The 20,499-nt window shown below is 62.4% G+C and carries 20 protein-coding genes and 1 pseudogene; 7 read left to right on the top strand and 14 right to left on the bottom strand.

The features are described 5' to 3' along the window. The 4 genes and pseudogenes from JNL55_RS28090 to JNL55_RS28075 all read right to left on the bottom strand — a co-directional run. A pseudogene (locus JNL55_RS28090) lies at positions 1-229 on the bottom strand (serine/threonine protein kinase); the annotation flags it as partial. A 33-nt stretch (positions 230-262) separates the two neighbouring features. Next, positions 263-1,495 carry a hypothetical protein gene (locus JNL55_RS28085; protein ID WP_293862522.1) on the bottom strand — a complete coding sequence of 411 codons (1,233 nt, stop codon included), beginning with the start codon at positions 1,493-1,495 and terminating at the stop codon, positions 263-265. A gap of 125 nt (positions 1,496-1,620) precedes the next feature. Continuing rightward, a complete protein-coding gene (locus JNL55_RS28080; protein ID WP_293862520.1) occupies positions 1,621-2,136 on the bottom strand; it encodes a hypothetical protein in 516 nt (171 codons plus the stop codon). Beyond that, positions 2,133-2,834 (bottom strand): hypothetical protein, encoded by a 702-nt coding sequence (locus JNL55_RS28075; protein WP_293862518.1) that lies wholly within the window; start codon positions 2,832-2,834, stop codon positions 2,133-2,135. Before JNL55_RS28075 ends, JNL55_RS28080 begins: the two co-directional genes overlap by 4 nt. 368 nt (positions 2,835-3,202) lie before the next feature. Here JNL55_RS28075 and JNL55_RS28070 point away from each other — a divergent pair, with 368 nt between their 5' ends. After that, positions 3,203-3,331: a hypothetical protein gene (locus tag JNL55_RS28070; RefSeq protein WP_293862516.1), complete on the top strand. Its 129-nt coding sequence runs from the start codon at positions 3,203-3,205 to the stop codon at positions 3,329-3,331. 273 nt (positions 3,332-3,604) lie between these two features. Here JNL55_RS28070 and JNL55_RS28065 read toward each other — a convergent pair whose 3' ends face one another. The 6 genes from JNL55_RS28065 to JNL55_RS28040 form a co-directional block, all read right to left on the bottom strand. Further along, on the bottom strand, positions 3,605-4,390 hold the full coding sequence (locus JNL55_RS28065; RefSeq protein WP_293862514.1) for a hypothetical protein: 786 nt from the start codon (positions 4,388-4,390) through the stop codon (positions 3,605-3,607). A 253-nt stretch (positions 4,391-4,643) separates the two neighbouring features. Continuing rightward, a complete protein-coding gene (locus JNL55_RS28060; protein WP_293862512.1) occupies positions 4,644-5,738 on the bottom strand; it encodes a PA0069 family radical SAM protein in 1,095 nt (364 codons plus the stop codon). A gap of 37 nt (positions 5,739-5,775) precedes the next feature. Then, positions 5,776-7,011, bottom strand: a complete 1,236-nt coding sequence (locus JNL55_RS28055) for an MFS transporter (protein WP_293862510.1) — start codon at positions 7,009-7,011, stop codon at positions 5,776-5,778. Between the two features lie 46 nt (positions 7,012-7,057). Continuing rightward, positions 7,058-8,935 carry a sensor histidine kinase gene (locus tag JNL55_RS28050; protein WP_293862508.1) on the bottom strand — a complete coding sequence of 626 codons (1,878 nt, stop codon included), beginning with the start codon at positions 8,933-8,935 and terminating at the stop codon, positions 7,058-7,060. A gap of 36 nt (positions 8,936-8,971) precedes the next feature. Continuing rightward, positions 8,972-9,544: a sigma-70 family RNA polymerase sigma factor gene (locus JNL55_RS28045; RefSeq protein ID WP_293862506.1), complete on the bottom strand. Its 573-nt coding sequence runs from the start codon at positions 9,542-9,544 to the stop codon at positions 8,972-8,974. A gap of 65 nt (positions 9,545-9,609) precedes the next feature. Then, positions 9,610-9,798 (bottom strand): NepR family anti-sigma factor, encoded by a 189-nt coding sequence (locus tag JNL55_RS28040; protein ID WP_293862504.1) that lies wholly within the window; start codon positions 9,796-9,798, stop codon positions 9,610-9,612. A 204-nt stretch (positions 9,799-10,002) separates the two neighbouring features. Here JNL55_RS28040 and JNL55_RS28035 point away from each other — a divergent pair, with 204 nt between their 5' ends. Continuing rightward, positions 10,003-10,773, top strand: coding sequence for a response regulator (locus JNL55_RS28035; protein ID WP_293862502.1), 771 nt, complete (start codon positions 10,003-10,005; stop codon positions 10,771-10,773). A gap of 83 nt (positions 10,774-10,856) precedes the next feature. On the opposite strand, the gene JNL55_RS28030 is transcribed toward JNL55_RS28035, so the two are convergent. Next, positions 10,857-11,030 (bottom strand): DUF1328 domain-containing protein, encoded by a 174-nt coding sequence (locus JNL55_RS28030; protein ID WP_129641894.1) that lies wholly within the window; start codon positions 11,028-11,030, stop codon positions 10,857-10,859. A gap of 200 nt (positions 11,031-11,230) precedes the next feature. On the opposite strand from JNL55_RS28030, the gene JNL55_RS28025 reads away from it, so the two are divergent. Beyond that, entirely contained in the window at positions 11,231-11,464 is a 234-nt protein-coding gene (locus JNL55_RS28025; RefSeq protein WP_293862499.1) for a hypothetical protein, read from the top strand. A gap of 52 nt (positions 11,465-11,516) precedes the next feature. Here the strand turns inward: JNL55_RS28025 and JNL55_RS28020 are convergent, their stop codons facing one another. After that, positions 11,517-12,395: an alpha/beta fold hydrolase gene (locus tag JNL55_RS28020; RefSeq protein ID WP_293862497.1), complete on the bottom strand. Its 879-nt coding sequence runs from the start codon at positions 12,393-12,395 to the stop codon at positions 11,517-11,519. Positions 12,396-12,674: 279 nt separating this feature from the next. Between JNL55_RS28020 and JNL55_RS28015 the strand changes: the two genes are divergently transcribed. Beyond that, positions 12,675-15,338 (top strand): serine/threonine-protein kinase, encoded by a 2,664-nt coding sequence (locus JNL55_RS28015; protein ID WP_293862495.1) that lies wholly within the window; start codon positions 12,675-12,677, stop codon positions 15,336-15,338. Between the two features lie 3 nt (positions 15,339-15,341). Here the strand turns inward: JNL55_RS28015 and ilvA are convergent, their stop codons facing one another. After that, positions 15,342-16,862, bottom strand: a complete 1,521-nt coding sequence (ilvA, locus tag JNL55_RS28010) for a threonine ammonia-lyase, biosynthetic (RefSeq protein ID WP_293862493.1) — start codon at positions 16,860-16,862, stop codon at positions 15,342-15,344. Between the two features lie 61 nt (positions 16,863-16,923). On the opposite strand from ilvA, the gene JNL55_RS28005 reads away from it, so the two are divergent. Both JNL55_RS28005 and JNL55_RS28000 read left to right on the top strand, forming a co-directional pair. After that, positions 16,924-18,249, top strand: coding sequence for an aminotransferase class V-fold PLP-dependent enzyme (locus JNL55_RS28005; protein ID WP_293862491.1), 1,326 nt, complete (start codon positions 16,924-16,926; stop codon positions 18,247-18,249). Positions 18,250-18,260: 11 nt separating this feature from the next. After that, on the top strand, positions 18,261-18,677 hold the full coding sequence (locus JNL55_RS28000) for a hypothetical protein (RefSeq protein WP_293862489.1): 417 nt from the start codon (positions 18,261-18,263) through the stop codon (positions 18,675-18,677). A gap of 74 nt (positions 18,678-18,751) precedes the next feature. Here JNL55_RS28000 and JNL55_RS27995 read toward each other — a convergent pair whose 3' ends face one another. Next, complete coding sequence (locus JNL55_RS27995; RefSeq protein WP_293862487.1) at positions 18,752-19,603, bottom strand: alpha/beta fold hydrolase; 852 nt, start codon at positions 19,601-19,603, stop codon at positions 18,752-18,754. Between the two features lie 236 nt (positions 19,604-19,839). On the opposite strand from JNL55_RS27995, the gene JNL55_RS27990 reads away from it, so the two are divergent. Then, the coding region (locus JNL55_RS27990; RefSeq protein WP_293862484.1) for a TolB family protein at positions 19,840-20,499 on the top strand (660 nt) is incomplete at its 3' end.

Here is a 20,499-nt window from a genome sequence, read left to right as displayed (position 1 = left end):
CAGCGACTGGCAGAACATTCGGATGGGTAAGCGCCACGACCCGCGCACATTCGTCGCGGAGCGCCGCGCAGATCGCTTCGTCCCGCGTCAGCGCCGGCGACAGGATCTTGACCGCGACGGAACCATTCCGTTCACGATCGTGCGCCAGCCACACCTCGCCGCTGCCGCCTGCACCGAGGCGACGCACCAGCATGAGATTGGCAGATAACTCCTGCCCGCTCTCCAGCATATGAAAAGGATTGCGTGGGTCGGGCGGCTCGCGTCATCCGCCCGTGCCGGGCGCGGCCGGCGCCGGAGGCGGCGTCGACACGGGCACCTGCGCACCGGTTTCGTTTTCGTAGAGTTCTTTGAGCAAGCGCCGCCACTCGGTGTACTGCTCTTCGGCCGTACCCTTCAGCTGCAGCGTGCGGCCTTCCACTTCCACCACCATGGGCTGAACTTCGGCCTGGAACGATTCGCCGAGCTGCTTCAACGAGTCGGAGTGCAGTTTCACTTCTGCGCCCTTGTCGAAGCCGCTCTTCACTGCGTAAGCACCGCCGAAGATGGCGCCGGTGGCGGCAGCTTGGCCGGCATAAGTGTTGGCCTCGGCACCGACCATCAGACCGCCGACGATCGCTGCTGCGCCGAGCAGCTTGCGAGTCAACGCGGCGCGGCGCGCTTCATCTTTCGCTTCCAGCTCCGAGTAACTGTAACGACGCCAATTGGTGTACGGCTCGGACATGTTGTCCGCGAACAGCGAGTAGTGTTCGTTGATCGTATCCAGCAGCGCGTAATCGCGTTCGCGGATGCGGTCCATCCGCTGCAACATCGGATCGCTCTCGGACGGCAGGCGCACTACCTGTCGCATGCCCTTCTTGTCCTGAACCATGTAATTGCTGAACGCATACGGCGCCAGGTCCGATGCGAAGCGCAGCTCCGACACGCGGCGCACGTTTTCCAAGTCGGTGGCAGCGAGCTGCTGGCGATACACCAGCATGTCGTTGGCCAGCGTGTTGTACATGTTCTGGAAAGGATCGCGAGGCTTGCCGTTCTGATCCTTGTACGAGCGTGTATCGGCGAGTTGTGCGTACTCGCGCTTGAACCATTGCCGGCCGGTCGCATCGGTCACCGTGATTTCGGCGCGGAGCACTTGACCGGAGGACTGCAGAATCTTGCCGGAGACATACACGTCGAGTGCTTCGGCGTCGGCGGGCATCACGCGCACCTGGCCCCACTGCCCCGTGCCTTCGAGCGTGTTACGCAATTGCATGGGCAGGAAGCGCGCTTCGGCTTTGCGCACCTCGGGGAAGATGTGTTCCTTCTCCATCACCTTCTCGTCCTTGGGCAGGTTCTCCTCGAACAGCCGCACGCCCACGTCGAGCAATTGCGCTTCAGGGATTTCGGTGGCGGCCTGTATGGCCTTGACCCGCTGTTGCGGGCGAGTCTCGTGTGTGACGCATCCGGCCGCCCCCAGGGCTGCCGCCGACAGGACGATTAAAGCTAGCGTGCGCTTCATAACTTTCAACCTGAACCGTTCGTCGCCTTACCCGCCCCATTGACTCCGCATCGTTCCGCCAGTGTTTTTATCGACTCGTTTTTATCGTCGCGTCTATCGCACTGTCTATCGACCAGGGGACCGTATCAGGTCCCCTTCTTGTATTTCCGGTACTCCTGCCAGAGTTTCTCTCTCAGCTCAGGATCGGTTTCAGCCATCGCGGCTTCGCGCAGCTGACGGGCGACGATGTCGTCGTCGCTGCCATCGGGAATGCCTGCGGGCACGGTGTTCGGACCGCTGCCGCCGCCGACACCACCGCCGACTCCGCCACCACCACCCTGGCGGCCGCCCTGGCCCTGGCCTTCGCCCTGGCCCTGGCCTTGTTGACCCTGACCTTGGCCTTGGCCGTTGCGGCCTTGCTGGCCGCCGTTGCCATTGCCGTTACCGTTGCCTTCACCCTCGCCTTCGCCGGCTGCGCCGCCTTGGGCACCCGCGGCCTGGCCGGCGGTTTCGCCGTTGCCTTGTCCACCGCCCGCGCCGCCGCGGCCATTGCCGCGCTGACCTGCAATCGTCGCCTGCTCGGCGCGCATGCGGCCGTCGAAGATGCCGAATGTTTGTTCGAACTCGCGGTCGATCTGCGCGGTGCGCTCGCCGTTGGTCATGCCACCGCCGCCGCCCCCGCCGCCTTGCGAACCGTTGGCGCCACCGCCAGCGGCCCCGCCCCCTGCCGACGGATATCCGCCAGCACCACCTGCGGAGCCGCCACCCATAGAGCCTGCCTGCCCGCCCGCGGCCCCGCCGCCAGCTGCGCCACCGCCCTGAGATCCACCACCTCCAGCCGCGCCGCCCGCATTCGCGTTGGCGCCGCCACCGCCTTGAGACCCGCCCGCATTAGCGCCGCCACCAGCTGCGCCGCCGCCACCGGAAGCTCCACCTTGCGCGCCACCAGCATTTGCGTTGGCCCCGCCTGCGGCACCACTGCCACCCGATGCGCCGCCTTGAGCGCTCGCGTCTGCGCCGCCGCCTGCTGAACCACCGCCGCCAGAAGCTCCGCCTTGCGCGCCACCAGCATTTGCGTTGGCACCGCCTGCGGCACCACCGCCACCCGATGCGCCGCCTTGAGCGCTCGCGTTTGCGCCGCCACCTGCTGCGCCGCCGCCGCTGCTGCCGCCTGAAGCGCCACCGCCGCTATCGGAACTCTTGAAGATGCTTTCGTTAGCAGAGGCACCACCGGATGTGCCGCCGCTGGAAGAATCTGGCGTGCCGGCCGAGCCGCCACCGCCTTGGGCGCCACTGCTGCCGCCGCTGCTACCACCGCCGGCTTCAGTGCTCGGCAGTCCGCCGCCTTCAGCACCGCCACCGCCCGTGCTGGGCGAAGGCACGCCCACAGAAGGCAAACCCGCGCCGGGCAACGAAGTGCCAATGGTCACATTCGGGCTGGCAGCACCACCGCCGCTCTGCCCGCCACTCGCACCTGACGAACCGCCCGCGGCGCCACCAGCAGCACCCGCGGACCCATCGGATCCGCCCTGACTGCCGCCAGAGCTGCCATCGGACGACTCCGACCCACCCGAAGCCCCGCCGCTAGCCCCTTGCGAGCCCCCGCTCGAACCCGAAGCGCCACCCGAGGAACCACTCTTAGAAGAAGAGGCGCCACCGCTCGACTGCGAACCGCCCGACGATCCGCCGGACGAGCCACTGGAACCGCTGGACGAGGAAGAACTCGGCATGCTGCTGGAGGAACCACCCGACGAGCCACCGCCGCTGGACCCTGAAGACCCGCCCGAGGACCCGGAGGAGCCGCCCGAGGAACTTGGCATCGACGACGGCATCGAACTAGAGGATTGCTGCTGCTGAGCGCAGCCGCCCATCAAAAAGGCGGAAACCGAGCTGATGGCGACGCAATGGGCGGCGATCGTCAGCAGACGACGCGAGGTCGGCGACGATTCAGGCCCGGCGGCCATGATCCGGGTGGCTTGACTCTGCATGTCCTCTCCTTAACGTTCCCCGAGCGCGCCTGAGGACGCATCTGTGCACTCGAAGAACTCTGCGACCGATCAGCTGAACGCCTGCTGACCATGGGTAGGTGCGGTGCCGCCTTCCGGTTCAACGCACGAAAACGAAGTTTGGCTACTGCGGGTGTGACACCGCCGCCGTCTCTTCGTCGCCTGACCCCAATAAAAACTGTTTGAGCTGACCGGCCAGCCGGTCGCAGGCCGTGCTCTGCACCGGCGCGATCAGCGGGATCGGCGCGATGGCACCGATCATTACCGACGTGCCTTTCACGTCGGTGGTGAGACTGCCGGCACTGATGCCCTGACGCAGATCCCACACCGTGGCTTCGTAGTCGGAGGACTTCTCCCACCAACCGAGGCCGAGGCAACCGGCGCCGCCAGGACCGGCCGCGCAAGCGATGCTGCCGCCGCCGTCGGTCTTTTGCGTCACGCCGTCCACCCACACGATGTAGCGCACGCCCATTTCGGCCACTCGCTCGGAGACGCCGGGGCGCGCCAGGAAGGTAGTGAAGCCCTGCGCATTGGCCGGTGCGGTGCTGGGCTCGAGCCACGGATACAACGCGTCGACGAAATAATGATCTGCGTAGATCTGGAACGGACCCTTCGCCAAGTTACTGCGCGGCTCGAACGCTTTACCTGCGCGTTGCCTCTCAGCAACGCTTGCGGAGACCGTTTCGCCGACCAGTTCTCGCTCCAGACAATCGAGGAATTTGTCTTCCGTGCCCGTGCCTTCCAAGTGCGGCTTGGCGAGCAACACGATTGCTTCGTGCGACGAGATTTGCGTCGGCGCCTCACGCATCTCCTCGATCTTGGCGGTCATGCAACCGCTCATCAGCAACGCAGGAGTCAGCGTCGCGATGGCCATCGCGAGACGCGCGGAGACAGTGACGCCAGAGTTCATGATCTTCTCCAGGGAGTGCAGGTCTCGCGGAACATCCGTCCTGAAGCGTTCGCCGGCTCACGACAATCCGATTCGCTTCATTGCTTTCGGCTTGCCGGTGCGTCACGCCCGACCTTTACGATCGAGTATACGCCAGCCATTCATACGTCAATGCCGGGAAAACGCGCAAGCTGCAGCAAGCAGAGCGCTTCGCAGCCACGTGCACTGTCAAATGAGCACGCAGTAGCGGCGCATGTGACAGCGCGCCGCCGCTTCAAAGCAACGACATTTGCCGCGACTCGCCGCTGTTTGCAGTGGAGCCCGCAACAAACAACGCGCTGTTGTGGACAAATCTTTCGCGATGTTTGAGTCCGTGTCGAGCGCACGCGGCAGCGAACCGTTGCGCAAGTAATTCGGCGTACTGACCTTCGCCACGTTGGCGAACACCCCAACGCGGGTCGTTGTCCCGCCCACCGCGCATATCGTGCAAGCGTGACCACACGTGTTTGGCCTTGAGCGGCTCGTTCTGCTCCAACCACTCGCGAAATAAATCCTTCAACTCGTACGGTAACCGCAGCAGGACGTAGCCCGCCGATCGCGCGCCAGCCGCGGCGGCCGCCTCGACAATTTTTTCCAACTCGGCGTCGGTGAGCACCGGAATCACCGGCGCCACCATCACGCCTACAGGAATCCCTGCCGAGCTCAAGCTGCGAATGGCTCGCAGTCGCGCCGCCGGCGAGGCCGTGCGCGGTTCGAGCGTGCGCTTGATGTCATTGTTCAGCGTGGTGACGCTGACCAGCGCATAAACCAAGTTGTCCTTGGCGAGCGGCGCCAGCAGATCGATATCCCGCTCGATCATGGCGCTCTTGGTAATGATGGAAAACGGATGGCGCCGCCTGGCCAGCACCTCGATGATGCTACGAGTGACTCGATACTCGCGTTCGATGGGCTGATAAGGATCTGTGTTGGCGCCGATGGTGATGGGCGAACAACGATAGTTGCGCGCCGACAGCTCCTCTTCGAGCAGGCGTGCCGCGTCCGCCTTGTAGAACAGCTTGGTCTCGAAATCCAAGCCCGGCGACAAATTCAAATAGCCGTGCGACGGCCGAGCGTAACAATAGATGCAGCCGTGCTCGCAACCTCGATACGGATTGATCGACTGGTCGAACGGAATGTCCGGCGACTTGTTGCGACTGATGATGGAACGCGCCGGCTCGGGTTGCACTGTGGTCTGTAACGCCGGCAGCGCTTCATCCAGACTGCCCCAACCGTCATCCAGGACTTCAGCGCGCGTGGGTTCGAAGCGCCCAGCAGGATTCGACACGGCGCCGCGTCCGTTGCGAACAGCAGGGCGAATCGGGCTGGGCATGCGAAAGATGGTACTGGATATAAAACCAGTATGGAAGCTACTTCTTTTCCGGAAAGGTCTGCATTTTCCACAGTACCGGGAACAGCCGCGCCCACAGTCCGGTGACCACCAGCGTCGCCACTCCGCCGATCACCACAGCTCGCACCGCGCCCCACCACTTCGCCATCAAGCCCGACTCGAAATCGCCGAACTCGTTGGACGCGCCGATGAACACCGACGCCACCGCGCTGACGCGGCCGCGAATGAAATCAGGGGTGTCCAACTGCACCAGCAGATGACGAACGTAAACACTCACCATGTCGGCCGCGCCCAGCACGATCAGCGCCAGCATCGATAAATAGAAATTGGTGCTCAGGCCGAACACGATGGTCGCGACACCGAACACGGCGACACCGCCGAACATCCACGGCCCAACGTGGCGCGAGATCGGACTCAACGCCAACAGCAGACCACACGCAGCGGCACCGATACCTGGCGCCGTGCGCAGCAGACCGAGACCCGCGGGGCCGGCGTGAAGAATGTCGCTCGCGAACATCGGTAACAAAGCGGTCGCACCGCCGAACAACACCGCGAACAGATCCAGCGAAATGGCGCCGAACACGATGGGCCGCGAGCGCACGAACTTCAGACCCGACAGCAAGTTCTCCATGGACAGCGGCTCGCGCGTCAGATTGCTTTGCTCGGTCGCGCCGCGGATTTGAAACATCAGCAGTGCCGCCGCCAGCGCCAACACCATCACCGACGCGTACACAACCGACGGCCCAGCGAGATACAGCACGCCGCCTACCGCCGGCCCGATGATGTTGGCGAACTGTAGCGACGAAGAATTCAACGCCACGGCGCGCTTGAACGAATCGACCGGCACCAGGTTCGGCAACACCGATTGCGCGGCCGGCATCGAGAATGCCCGTGCCGCGCCGAGCAACATCATCGCAATGAACACCGGCCACACTGATTGCATGCCGCCCAAGGTGATCAGCAACAGCGCCAGCGCACAGACCGCGTTGGTGAAATAACAAGACGTGACGATGCGAGAACGATTGTGGTGATCGGCGGCATGTCCGGCCGGCAGGATCAAGGTCACGAACGGAATGAACTGCGACAGCCCGATCAAGCCCAGATCGAGCGGGTCGCCGGTGATGTCGTACATCTGCCAGCCGACCGCGACCACCTGGATCTGGGCCGCCAAGGTGGCCAGAAAGCGCGCCGAGATAAAGAACAGAAGATTGGGATGGCGCAGGACGGCTCGCGTCTGCGCCGACAAGCTGGTCATGCGTGGCGGCGATGGGTTCCTGGGAGACGCGCCAGGATACTGCCCGCTAAGCGGACTTGCTACGCTCGCTCGGCGGAGTTTCAGCAGGCGCCACGGGGCCGGGCTGAATCATCCCAGGCACGGCGTGGCTGCCGTGATGATGTGAGGAATGATGTCCGCCGTGCTTCGGTGCCTCCGGCTCCTTGAGCTGCGCCGGAAATCTCACCTGCACCACCGTGCCGTCTTCAGAACGTGTTTCCAGTTCGCCGCGCAGTTGACGCACGAACGCTTCGATCAGCGACCGACCCAGACCGTTGTTGTCGGTGGTGTTGGGCGCGGCGTCCAAGCCGATGCCGTCATCGCGAATCGACAGCAATAGTGACGACGGCGACTCGCGAACGATCTGTACTTGAATGTGACCACCGGCACGCTCGTTGAACGCGTGCTTGTACGCGTTGGTGATGGCTTCAGTCACCAGCAAGCCCAGCGGCACGGCGACATCAGGGCCGATGACTTCGCTCGGCGCATCCACCGTGAGCTCGACATTACGTCCGCGCGACAGACCGCCTCGTCGCAACTCCGCACACAGATCTTCCAGGAACCATTTCAAATCGATTTCCTGCAAGCTCTCCGACTCATACAAGCGTCGATGCAACGTCGCGAGCGCGTTGATACGACTGCGCGCCTCGGCGAACGCCACTTCAGCTCGCGGATCGCGAATACGACGAGCGTGCAGATTGAGCAAGCTCATCACCAACTGCAGGTTGTTTTTGACCCGGTGATGAATCTCGCGCACCAGGATTTCTTTTTGCGCCAATGACTCGCGCAGCTCGTTTTCGCGTGCGGACAGCAAATCCGCCATGCGCGAGAAAGTTTCGCCGAGACTGCGAATTTCCGCCGGCGCAGCACTGACTCGTTCCGGACGCACGCTGTGACGACCAGCGGCATAGGCCGAGGTGATGCGCTCGAGATACGTGATCCAGCGCACCACCAGATGCTCGATACCAAACCACACCACTGCGATGGCCAGCGCCCACATCAACAATGGCGTGAGCACACCCCAGGCAACCTGCAACGCCAGCGGCCCGATAGCAGTGAGCACCGGCGTGCCCAGGATCACGAAGATGCGGCCACCGAGCAACGGACTGATGGCGTACAACCGCCACGTGCCATCGTGACCACGAGCACGGAAGGTTTGGGTCTGCCCGCCCTGCAAGTGTTCGCGCAGATGTTCATTGACGATGTCGCGCGAAGGTAGTGGCGAACGCGCCGGCGATCGTTCCGCTTCTGCGGTGATGGTCTCGCCCTGGCTGTCGAGCAGCGCGAACGCGGTGTCATCGGTTTCGTTGCCGTAGTGATAGCGACGCGTCAGCCAATCCAGGCCGATGAACAACGCCACCGAGCCCTCGATCACGCCGTCTTCGTTGACCAGCGGCACCGCCGTCACGATGCCCCAACTGCCCAGCCAGCGGCTGACGATCAGATCGCTGATGACGAAGCCATCGCCGCTCATCACCGAGATGAACCATTGCCGATCGGCGACGTTCACGACGTTGCGCGTCGGGCTGGAAGCACACGTGAAGTTGCCTTTGGCGTCGACCACGGCTGCGCCGGCGTATTGATCGAGTCCGCCGATCGCTCGTTGCAGAGAGCGTCGACAGGCCGCCCCTTCGCCGAGACGAATGTCGGGTTGCGCAGCCAGGCTGGTGAGGATCTCGCGCGACGCCGAGATCATGTTGACTTGCTCGGTCGCGGACAACTGCGCGGCCTGGGCCAGATTCTGCTCCAGGATGCGCATGCTGCTGTTGTAGCTGGAGATCGCCTGCAACACGGCGAGCGCGCCGGGCGCCAGCATGGCGATGCCGACAATGAGCACGAGTCGCGGGCGCAGGCCGGCGTTCCGGCCAAACCAGGAACGCGCGGCCACGATCTTAGCGCTCTTCAAGCAGCGACTCCCCGCGATTCAAAGCAATCGCGTAGCTCAGGACGCGCCTGAGCGCCGCTCGCTGGCGATAGACTCGCTGAGTGAACCGACGCCGGGCAAATTCCCGGTGACCTGTGTGGCATCTTCGCCGAGCAACTCGACCAGGCGATCGCGGGCACGCGCGATGCGGCTCTTGATCGTACCCACCGCCACCTGACAGACGTCCGCCGCTTCTTCGTAGGACAGACCGGTGGCACACACCAGCACCAAGGCTTCACGCTGATCCACCGGCAGCTCCTGCAAGGCGCGATTCAGGTCGCGCAGATGCAGTTTAGCGTCGTGATCGGGCGCGACCGCCATTTGCGAGGCGCAGATGCCGTCCGGATCCTCGATCTCGAACTTGCGATGACGCAGTTCCGAGTAGTAACAGTTGCGCAGAATGGTGAACAACCAGGCCTTCAGGTTGCTGCCCGCCTGGAATTGCTCACGGTTGGTCCACGCCTTCAGCACGGTGTCTTGCACGAGATCGTCGGCACGCGCCGGATCGCCACACAAGGAGCGACCGAAGGCACGCAAGGCCGGCAGCAACGCCGTCACTTGCTCGAGAAATTTGTCCTGGCCTGGGGTCATGGACGGCTTCCGCTGAGTGCCTGAATCCGCTGTGGTACCGGACGGGTTGGCCCCGTTACCACCGCTCAAGCGCCACGCTCCTTGTCCTCGAGCTGTTTCAGCAGCTGCTTGAACTCGTCCGGCACGGGCTCGTCCATGACGTCGGTGAACATGCGCTTCAAGCGCGAGCCGAGCCAGTCGGGGACTTGCTCCGTCGGGCTCGCGGCTGCTGCTTCGACGGGCTCGCCAGGCTTGGTTTGCTCACTCATGATCATGGCTGATTCAATAAAAGCGCGGTCCGCGCCCGCAGGGTCGGTTCAGTGCGGGGAAACGCACCGTGCCGTGAAAAAGTTCCAGGGAGTAAGGAACCTTCCACCCCGTTCGTACATAGTATTGCTGCAATCATTTGCGCGCGCCGGTCTTTGCCCTTAGAGCACCTCACGACCGGGGCCGATAAGAAACCGTTTTTAGGAGTCTCCATGGCCTTAGCTCACGCCATCGCCGAACATCTGCCCTACCTGCGCCGGTATGCCCGTGCGCTGTGCGGGACGCAGAAGAGCGGCGATGCCTATGTCCGGGCATGTTTGGAAGCGATCGTTGCCGATACTTCGGTACTGGATGCACGCCTGTCGCCCCGAGTGGGGCTGTACCGCCTGTTCCATAAGCTGTGGAACAGCGCCCACATCGAAATTCCCGCGGCCTCGTCCAAGCGCGATGCCGATGGCGTCGAGCGACGCTTGAGCGAGCTCACACCGGCGCGCCGCCAGGCGCTGCTGCTGACCGCGATGGAAGGCTTCAACATTAGCGATGCCGCGCACATCCTCAGCGTCGATGAGGAAGAAGCGAAGCAGATGGTCAGCCAGGCGGTGCGCGAGATTTCCAATCAGCCCAGCACCAAGGTGCTGATCATCGAAGACGAGCCCATCATTTCGTTGGATCTGCAAAGCATCGTGCGCGAGATGGGTCATACCGTCGCCGCCATCGCCACTACTCGGGACGAAGCGGTGAAAGCCGCGCGCAAGACCGAGCCGGGATTGGTGCTCGCCGACATCAAACTAGCCGACGGCAGTTCCGGTATCGATGCCGTCCGCCAGATCTTGAGCGAAGTGGATGTGCCCATCGTGTTCATCACTGCGTATCCGGAGCGGTTGCTGACCGGCGAACGTCCCGAGCCGACCTTCCTGGTGACCAAGCCGTTCGTGCCGGAGACCGTGCGAGTGGCAGTGAGTCAGGCGCTGCTGTTCGCGTAACGCCAATTAGTCATTTCCCAATTATTGGGGTGCATAAAAAAACGGGGCCGTCAGGCCCCGTTTGTTTTTACCGCCACTCATCTCTAGACCGGGGGCCTGCCGCGCAATGCGCCACCCACCAGTGCGACCAAGGTCAGCACCAAGAAAATAAAGAACAGAATCTTCGCGATACCGGCCGCGGCACCGGCGATGCTGGTAAAGCCCAGCACGGCAGCGATGATCGCGACGACAAAGAATGTCAGCGCCCAAGACAGCATGTGAACCTCCGTACCTGTTGCCAAATCTCCAGCTCGTAACATGGTTTGCAACGAGCCGCTTCAGTCACCGAACGCGCGAACTTATGTCCGGTTCCGGAGTCGTCGCTGCGGAACTTCCCGCAGCCGTATACGTTTTTCTGACGACTTTATTGGTAACCCTATAAAACGCCCGGTGCCGGGCGCACTGCGGAGCAAACATCATGAAAGTAACTGCAAAAGTAATTTGGTCGGCGATGCTCGCCGCGAGCTTGAGCCTGGGCCTGGCGGCCTGCGACAAGAAAGGCCCGGTGGAACAAGCCGGCGAGGAAGTCGATGAAGCCATCGACACCATCAAGAACGGCGGCAAGGAATCCACCGCCAGCAAAGTGGACGATGCAGTCGATGAAGCGCGCGAAGGCGCCAAAGATGCCGTCGACGAGCTGAAGAAGAACTGATAGCTATTTTCTAGAAGGCCCGGCGCAGTATTGCGGCCGGGCCTTGTTATTTTCAGTCTTCCAAGAAAGTTTCCATCAGCTCGGCCAGCCGCTGCGGCTGTTCGTGATGCAGCATGTGCCCGGCGTCGGCGATGGTTGCAAACGTTCCGTCACCAAACACCGTGCGCAATTTTTCTTCGGCCAGCTCATCGCCCATGCGCTTCACCAACTCCGACTGATCGCCGAGTACAAACAAAAGCGGCGCTTCGATAGCACGCCAGCATGCCTCGGCTTGCTCACGCGAATACAACACCGGATTGACTCGTTTGTGTTTGGGATCGGCACGCAGCTCGATCTTGCCGTCGTCACGTTCTTGGCCCCAAGAGCGCGCGATGAAGTCGAGCCGATCTTTGGGCGTACGCGGGTTACGTCGAGCAAGCACTCGAATCAGCTGTTCGTAACTCTCGTATACATTGAACTCGCTACCGTGCTTCACCTCGTCGAGCCATTGCGCATACCGAGCGGGAGCTTGATCGGCGGTGGTCCGCGCCATGCCGAAACCTTCCAAGCTCACCAAGCGCCGGATCCGCTGCGGCCTGACGCCCGCATACAGCATCGCGATGTTGCCGCCCATGCTATGACCGACCAGGTCGACCGGCGCATCCGGCACCAACTGATCCAGCACGGCATCGACATCGGCCAGGTAATCGGCAAACCAATAGCCATCGGGCGGTCGCTGGGTGCGACCGAAGCCCCGCAGGTCGATGGCGATACAGGTGCGCTCGGCACTCAAGCAATCGACCAGGAATTGAAAAGTCTCGCCGGTATCGCCCCAGCCGTGCAGTAGCACCAGCGGCTCGGGGTCGGCGCCCGGCCAGCGATACACATGGAAGGTCAGGCCCCGCGCCTCGAGACTGTCGTTTTGCAGGGGGCGCAGTGCGCGGTAGGACATGAACTGGACGATGGCAAGTCAGACGGGAAACAGGGCGATGCCGGCGTCAGGCGCACGACATCGCCGCGGCACTTACCTCTTCTGCGGCGTGCGGATCACGTTGGTGCCCGCCTTGGCTACCTTCTTTTTGGTAGCTTTTTTCTTGCCGGCCTTTTTGGCGGCTTTACGCTTGGTTGCCATGCTCGAACCTCCGGGTTAGTCCCACTGACGTTTTTGTCACGTTCGGACGTGCGTAAGCATATTACACGGTGGCACCGAGCTGATGCATGATTGCGGCCGATGGAAAACGGCAACAACATGCACGAACAAGTCACCACCATCGTCGCGCACGCGCGCGGCCTCAACACTCGAGACCGAGGCGACTACGTGCGGCGTGCCTGCGGCGCCGATGAAACATTGCTGTCGCATGTAATGCAGGCATTGGGCGATGCGCTGGGCGAAAAGGCCGCGCAAGAGCAGGGATTCTGGGATGAAGTGGCAGCCGGCGAGAGCATGCGTGCCACGCCGCTCGAATCGCTCGAAGGTCAGCGCCTCGGCCACTACCGCATCGTCCGCAAGCTGGGCTCGGGCGGCATGGGCGACGTCTATCTGGCCGACCGCGCCGACGAGGAGTATCAGCAGCGCGTCGCATTGAAGATCGTGCGCGGCGGGCTGTTTTCGCCGCAGATCCAGAGCCGCTTGCGCATGGAGCGGCAAATACTGGCCACGCTCCAGCATCCCAACATCGCACGACTGCTGGATGGCGGCCGCGCGCCGGATGGCACGCCTTACCTGGTCATGGAATACATCGATGGCGAACCCATCGACATCTACTGCGACCGGCACAAGCTCTCGGTGGAAGCGCGCTTACAGTTGATCCGCACCATCTGCGGCGCCGTTCAATACGCGCATCAGAACCTGATCGTGCATCGGGACCTGAAGCCCAACAACATCCTGATCACCGCCGACGGCGTGCCCAAACTATTGGATTTCGGCATCGCCAAGCTGCTCGACTCGCGGCATTCGGCACACACGCTGGCAGTCACCCATTTCGAGTACCGGGTGATGACGCCGGCGCATGCCAGCCCCGAACAGGTGCGCGGCGATGTGATTACCACCTCCAGCGACATCTATGTGCTGGGCGTGCTGCTGTATGAGTTGCTGTGTGGCAAGCGGCCGTTCCATCTGGTCGGCACCAGCCTGACCGACATGGAACGGATCATCTGTGAGCAGGAAGCGCCGACGCCCAGCGAGACGGTGTCACGCCTCGACGCCGAGTCGCCGGAGCTCATGGCGGACGTGGCAGCGCGTCGCTCGACGACTTCGCCTCGATTACACAAACAGTTACGCGGCGATCTCGACAACATCATCGGCATGGCGATGCGTAAGGATCCGGAGCGTCGCTATGCGTCGGCCGAGCAACTCGCGGCCGACATCGAACATCATTTGAATGGCCAGCCGGTGCTCGCGACCAGCGACACTTGGTTGTATCGAACCCAGAAGTTCATTTCTCGACATGCCTGGTCGGTGGCAGCCGGCGTGGCGGTCGTCATTACGCTTGCCGCTTTTTCTGCGGTCACTTACCTCCAAGCCCAGCGGATTGCCCAAGAGCGCGACGTCGCTACTGCAGAGCGAACGCGCGCCGAACAGATTTCGTCGTTCCTGGTCGAGTTGTTCGAGCTGTCCGATCCATCGCGCAGTCGAGGCAATCAAATCACGGCCCGCGAAATGTTGGATATCGGCGCACGCCGCATTCGACTAGGGCTCAATGAACAACCCGAAACGCGGGCGACTCTGCTGGGTACCATTGGTCGTGTTTACGGCAGCATGGGCTTGTATGAAAGCTCGGTGGAGCTGCTGGAAGATGCCTTGAAGTCGCGAGTTCGGATTCATGGCGAGCGTCACGCTGAAGTGGCACTCGCTCATGTCGCGCTCGGCAACGCGCTTTGCGACCGCGGCCAGCTCGACAAGTGTGCCGACCATCTCAACGTCGCATTGCTGATGCAGAAAGAACTGTTGGGCGCCAACGATGCCGCCGTCGCGCCAACGTTGCAGGCGCATGGCAGGCTCGCTCAGCTACGCGGCGAGTTGGATCTGGCTGAACGCTACTTCGAAGACAGCCTGACGATCTATCGGCAACATCAACAGGACCGCACGCCTGCAGCGGCGTCGGTGATGAACGAGTTAGCGAGTCTGCACACGTATCGCAACGACTATGAGCGCGCAGCGACGCTGTATCGTGCGGCATTGGATATCGATCGCCAGGCACTCGGCAACGATCATCCCAGCGTGGGCATGCATGAGCTGAACCTGGCGTTTACGCTGCAGTCTCAAGGCAAGCTCGACGAGGCTGCGCCGCTCTACACCGAGTCGTTACAAATTCTGGGCAAGGTGTTGGGTGAAGCTCATCCCATGACTTTGGATGCGACGTCCAATTACGGACGCTTCCTGCATCGTCGCGGTCACTTGGCCGAGGCGGAACGAGTATTGGCGCGGGTCGTCGACTTGGATCGCAAGGCACGCGGCGATACGCATCCCTTCGTCGGTCACGACTTGGTGAGCCTCGGTATGTTACGAGTGGATGCCGGCAATCCTGTTCAAGCTCAGCAAGACTTTAGCGCCGCGCTCGCGATCTATTCAGCATCGTTGCCTGCCGACCATCCTTTCGCCGCCTCGGCGCTCTCCGGCTTGGGTCGCGCGCAGTTGGAACAAGGTCGACTCAAAGAGGCCGAGCAAACATTGCGGCAAGCCTCGCAGATCGCTTCGAAGTCCCTGACCGCCGACAGCCCGCAACTCGCTGCGATCAACAGTTCTCTGGGTCGCGCTCTGCTCGCTCAACAACGCGCTGCCGAAGCGGCACCGCTGCTGCAGGCCAGCTATCCCATCCTGTCGCAGGCCCAAGGCGAAGACGCGGTCATCACTCAGCGCACCAAGGAAGCGCTGGCGACGTTAGCGTCGCCGTAGGATTCACCCGCCCAGGAACATGGTGTACGCCGCGTTTTGAGTTTCTTCCGCGTACACATATTTGAGCTCACGGACATGCAGGTCGAACTCGGTGCTTTCGGCAGCGGGAATTTGCACGCCGACCAGGACGCGACCGTAGTCGGAGCCATGATTGCGGTAATGGAACAAGGTGATGTTCCAGCGAGTGCCGATGGCGTGCAGGAACTTGAGTAGCGCGCCGGGGCGTTCAGGAAATTCGAAGCGGAACAGACGTTCATCGTCGATGCCGCGAGCGTGGCCGCCGATCATGTAGCGGACGTGCAGCTTGGCGACTTCGTTGTCGCTCATGTCGTGCACGTTGTAACCCGTATCCTTCAGCTGTTTGATCACTGCTTCTTTCTCACGACGACCGTCGCTGAGCCCGAAGCCGACGAACAGCTGCGCGGACGCCGCATCGCTGTAGCGATAGTTGAACTCGGTGACGTTCCGCCGGCCGAGGGTTTCGCAGAAGCGCAGGAAGCTGCCTTTCACTTCCGGAATCTCCACCGAGATCAGCGCCTCGCGTTGGCCACCGATGTCGGCGCGCTCGGCGACGTGACGCAGGCGGTCGAAGTTCACATTGGCGCCGCAGTTGATGGAGATGAACGTGCGGTCTTTGCATTGCTCACGCTGCACGTAGCGCTTGATGCCGGCCACCGACAACGCCCCGGACGGTTCGACGATGGTGCGGTTCTCTTCGAAAATATCCTGCATGGCCGAGCAGATCTCGTCGGTGCTGACCAGGATGATTTCGTCCACATACTCGCGCGCCAGGCGGAATGTTTCCTCGCCGACGCGCCGGACCGCGACGCCGTCGGCAAAGATGCCGACGCGATCCAGCATCACACGCTTGCCAGCCTGCAACGACTTGGACATGGCGTCCGCATCGTCGGGCTCGACGCCGATGATCTTGACCTTGGGAAACAAATATTTCACATACGCCGCGACGCCGGCGATCAGACCGCCGCCGCCCACCGCGATGAAAATCGCATCGATTTGCTCGCCCGGACATTGCCGCAACAGTTCCATGCCGATGGTGCCCTGACCGGCGATCACATCCGGATCGTCGAACGGATGAATGAACGCCAGCTGGCGCTCGCCCATCAGCTTCATCGCATGCTCGTAGGCGGCATCGTAATCGTCGCCATGGAGCACGACCTCGGCGCCATGATCCAGCACCGCCTGCACTTTGATCTCCGGAGTGGTTTGAGGCATCACGATGGTGGCGGGAATGCCGCGACGCTTGGCGGCCAACGCCACGCCCTGCGCATGATTGCCGGCGGAGGCACAAATCACACCCCGCTTGGCGGCAGTTTCCGACAGGTGGGCAATCTTGTTGTATGCGCCGCGAATCTTGAACGAGAACACCGGCTGCAGATCCTCTCGCTTGAAGAGGACGCTGTTCGCCAGCCGGCGGCTCAGCCGCGGCGCCGCTTCCAGCGGTGTGGCGATAGCGACGTCATAGACGCGCGCTTTGAGAATACGTTCGAGGTAATCGTGGGACATACAGGCCAGGATACCGCATTCCTGCAATAATGCGCGCCGCCGCCAGCCACCGACACGCCGCATGAACGATTCGACCGCCCGTCTCACCCGCCGCGATCTACTGGCCTCCAGCCTCATGACATCCGTGGGCGTCGCTGCCCTCGGCTCGGCCGCACCTGCGAGCGCGCAGCCGATAGCGAGCATGCCGGCGACCACCAAGGAGCTGTGGCAATGGTTCCGCACCCAACCGGTGCTGGACCTGCAGCGAACGTATTTAGATGTCGCCGGCGCCGGCCCGACGCTGCGGGGCGCGATGGCAACTGAATATCGTGTGCGTGACTCACAAAGCCTGAACATCGCCGCATTCGCCGACGGTCAATGGAGCGCCGAGAGCACGCGCATCGCGACCGCGTTCGCCGGCTTCCTGGGCTGCGACGCCGATGAAGTTTTGTTTACCCGAGGCACCGGCGAGGCCATCGCTACGGTCGCACAAGGGTTGGACCTGAATGCCGGCGATGAAATCCTGACCACCAATCGCGAACATCCGGCGACGCTCAGCCCCTGGCTGTTGCTCGCCCGACGTCGCGGCATCGTGGTGAAACAAATCGATTTGCCGGCGCCGATGAGCGGACCGGAACAAGCGCTCGGGCTGTTTGCCGGCGCGGTCACCGAACGCACCAAGGTGTTGTTGTTCTCCCATGTGCAATACGCCGATGGCACGTTGATGCCGGTGCAGGAGCTGACTCAGTTCGCCCGCCAGCGCAATCTGATCAGTGTGGTCGACGGTGCGCAGGCGGTCGGCATGCTGGATTTTCAGCTGCGCGATCTGGGCTGCGATTTTTACGGCACGTCGTTCCATAAATGGCTCGGCGGCAGCAACGGCACCGGGATGTTGTATGTTCGTCGTGACATGCTCGATCGCGTCTGGCCGTCGCAGCCGCGCGGCATGGATGCATCGCCGCCGGTCATCACACCGACCCAATCCAACGGCCACGTCGGCGTGCCGGCGGCGTTACACAAGTTAGGAAACATCGTGCCGCTGCACTGGCCGCCATTGCGTGGCTCCGAAGTGGCGCTGGAATTTCATCAGCAAGTCTTGCGTAGTCGAATCGAAGCGCGCATTCGTGAGCTGACCATCTACGCGCGGCTGCGCTTGCAACAGTTGCCCGGCGTCGAAGTGCTGACCCCGAATCGTCCCGGTTTGTGGGCCGGCATTTTGGCGTTTCATGTGCCCGGCCGAGCGGCTTCGGATATCACACTCGGCTTGGTGCGCGGTCACCGTGTATTCGCACGTGACCTGCAATGGCCCGGCAAGAGCGAAGGTGCGGTCCGCATCTCGACCCATGCCTTCAATACTCACGATGAAGTGGACAAGCTGTTCAACGGCTTGCAACAGGTCCTGCGCTGAGCGCACCGACCATGGAACTCACTTATTTATTGCTGATGGGCAGTTTGAGCGGCCTGGTCGCCGTGCTGGCGCACTCGGTGCTGTATTCCATTTACGAAATGATTCGCTGGCGCGGCAGCGCCATGACGTCGCTCAGCCTGACCGATGCCTTTTTGCATTTGATCTGCGGCACCGGGCTCGGCCTGTTGTTCTGGCTCAGCTGGGGCTTGGCGGCGATGGTCGACGTGCCGTGGTGGTTTCGCGGCGTGTCGTTCGCGATGCTGTGCTGGGTGCCGGTTTCGCTGCCTGCCGTCGTAGCGGCATGGATCAGTACCGCGCCGGAACGCGGCCTGTCGACCAAAACGATGGCCATGATGGCCTCGCGCTGGGCGACCACTTGCCTGATCGCCGGCCTGACCTGTGCGTGGAGCTGGGAGCGCTCGGTTTGAAGCGTAAAAGGGGACAGATTTAATATCCCCGAGAGGGGACGGATATTAAATCTGTCCCCTTTTACGCTCGAAGATCAACGATCGAAGAACTCGCGCGCCACTGACGTGAAGCGCTGAGGTGCGGCGCTCAGGAAGCCCTGGCCGTAGTCCGGCAAGTCGAGCATGGAGCCGTTGGGCAATGACGCTCGCGCGCGTCCCGAGTGTTCCCAGTACTCATCCTTCAAACGCAGTATCAATGCCGACTGCTTGACCAGCGGCAGGCGTTCCGACACCGGATACTCGAGCATGGCGGCGAACGAACGCGCACCGGCGCTGCCGGCCCGTAAGCGATCACCGAAATCGTCGGCCAGCGCACCGATGGGCGCACCGGGGCCACGACGGTCCAGCGTGCGACGCCAGTCTTCCAGCACATCGGAGCCGTCATCGCGCGAGCCCGGCGACGGTACATTTTGCAAGAGCGCGGCCCGTTCCTGGACGCCGTAGGCAGGCACGCCCCACAGCAACACACGACGAATCAATTGCGGGCGGCTGATGGCGAGTTCGGCGGCGACCAAGGCGCCGAGCTGATAGCCGGCCAGGTCGACGTTACGCAAGCGCAGGCTGTCGACGAAATCGCCGATGCCCGCGGCCAGATCGGCCACCGTCGCTTTACTGCTGGCCGGATCGGAGCTGCCATGGCCCGGCAAATCCGGCGCATAAATACTGCGGTCATGACCGATCTCGCGCAGCACCGGGTTAAAGAAGCGACCGGAGCCGCCACTGTGATGCAGGCAGATAACCGGTGTACGCTCGTCGAAACCGCCGCCCGACGGATAGGCCGTCGACAGATGAATCTGACCGAACCGGCTTTCGGCATAGGAGCGGCGAACATGCACGACAGCAGGTTGTGGCAAAGGCAGGCGATTACGAAATTTAGCTTGGATCACTCGAAGTCCCCTCTTCTGACGCTCCATGCGACCGACGCCTCCGTGCGAGTTGAGCGCGGCTCTGGCGAGCCGGTACGTGGCTCGCTATTCAAACGAGACAGCACACATGCTGGACAGTCGCGAGTGTACGTAGCGATGCCTACGCAGATATGGATGCACTTCTCAGCTTGCACAGCACAGACCGCGCGGTCGGATAGACTAATGTTAATTGCACACGAGGCACACCGATGATCCGCATGCCGACATTTCGCAGGCACGATCGCAGGCATTGTCATAAGCAAAAACCGCACAGCACGACGCGCACAGTAGCGTTGTTCGCGGCCGGCATCGTACTCGCGTCGACGGCGCACGCCGAGCCCTATAGCGCAGCGGCGATGTGGCAGCTGCAACGACTCGGCGATCCCGATATTTCTCCCGATGGCCGTCTCGCCGTGGTGCCGGTGACCCGCTTCGACGTCGACAAGAACAAGGGCGACACCCATTTGTGGTTGGTGCCGACCAAACCGGGCAAGGCACGACAACTCACCAGCGCCGGCGGTTCGGCCGCGACGCCGGTGTGGAGTCCGGACGGCGAGATGATCGCGTTCGTCGGCAAGCGCGGCGACGATAAACAACAGCAACTTTATGTCATCGCGGTCGACGGCGGCGAAGCGCGACGCGTGACCAACGTGCCCACCGGCGTGATTGCGCCCAAATGGTTTCCGGATTCGCGGCGCATTGCCTTCTTGTCGCAGGTCTGGACCGACCTGAACAGTTGGGCCGACATGGACAAGCGCATGACCGAGCGCACCGAAGCCAAGATGAGCGCGCGTGTCTGGGACAAAGCGCCGGTGAGTCACTGGGACCATTATCTCGACGATCGTCAGACTCACATCTATTCCATCAGCATCGACGGC

Origin of the sequence: Steroidobacter sp., from assembly GCF_016790065.1 — a bacterium.
GTDB lineage: Bacteria > Pseudomonadota > Gammaproteobacteria > Steroidobacterales > Steroidobacteraceae > Steroidobacter.
Note: the sequence above shows the minus strand (reverse complement) of the source record. Positions and strands in the feature narration are given on the sequence as shown.

Excerpts from the sequence above, each read along its gene's own strand:
- JNL55_RS28085 (WP_293862522.1), bottom strand. The coding sequence starts at position 1,495 with ATGAAGCGCACGCTAGCTTTAATCGTCCTGTCGGCGGCAGCCCTGGGG.
- JNL55_RS28080 (WP_293862520.1), bottom strand. The coding sequence starts at position 2,136 with ATGACCAACGGCGAGCGCACCGCGCAGATCGACCGCGAGTTCGAACAA.
- JNL55_RS28070 (WP_293862516.1), top strand. The coding sequence starts at position 3,203 with ATGCTGCTGGAGGAACCACCCGACGAGCCACCGCCGCTGGACCCTGAA.
- JNL55_RS28065 (WP_293862514.1), bottom strand. The coding sequence starts at position 4,390 with ATGAACTCTGGCGTCACTGTCTCCGCGCGTCTCGCGATGGCCATCGCG.
- JNL55_RS28060 (WP_293862512.1), bottom strand. The coding sequence starts at position 5,738 with ATGCCCAGCCCGATTCGCCCTGCTGTTCGCAACGGACGCGGCGCCGTG.
- JNL55_RS28055 (WP_293862510.1), bottom strand. The coding sequence starts at position 7,011 with ATGACCAGCTTGTCGGCGCAGACGCGAGCCGTCCTGCGCCATCCCAAT.
- JNL55_RS28045 (WP_293862506.1), bottom strand. The coding sequence starts at position 9,544 with ATGACCCCAGGCCAGGACAAATTTCTCGAGCAAGTGACGGCGTTGCTG.
- JNL55_RS28040 (WP_293862504.1), bottom strand. The coding sequence starts at position 9,798 with ATGATCATGAGTGAGCAAACCAAGCCTGGCGAGCCCGTCGAAGCAGCA.
- JNL55_RS28035 (WP_293862502.1), top strand. The coding sequence starts at position 10,003 with ATGGCCTTAGCTCACGCCATCGCCGAACATCTGCCCTACCTGCGCCGG.
- JNL55_RS28030 (WP_129641894.1), bottom strand. The coding sequence starts at position 11,030 with ATGCTGTCTTGGGCGCTGACATTCTTTGTCGTCGCGATCATCGCTGCC.
- JNL55_RS28025 (WP_293862499.1), top strand. The coding sequence starts at position 11,231 with ATGAAAGTAACTGCAAAAGTAATTTGGTCGGCGATGCTCGCCGCGAGC.
- JNL55_RS28020 (WP_293862497.1), bottom strand. The coding sequence starts at position 12,395 with ATGTCCTACCGCGCACTGCGCCCCCTGCAAAACGACAGTCTCGAGGCG.
- JNL55_RS28015 (WP_293862495.1), top strand. The coding sequence starts at position 12,675 with ATGGAAAACGGCAACAACATGCACGAACAAGTCACCACCATCGTCGCG.
- ilvA (WP_293862493.1), bottom strand. The coding sequence starts at position 16,862 with ATGTCCCACGATTACCTCGAACGTATTCTCAAAGCGCGCGTCTATGAC.
- JNL55_RS28005 (WP_293862491.1), top strand. The coding sequence starts at position 16,924 with ATGAACGATTCGACCGCCCGTCTCACCCGCCGCGATCTACTGGCCTCC.
- JNL55_RS28000 (WP_293862489.1), top strand. The coding sequence starts at position 18,261 with ATGGAACTCACTTATTTATTGCTGATGGGCAGTTTGAGCGGCCTGGTC.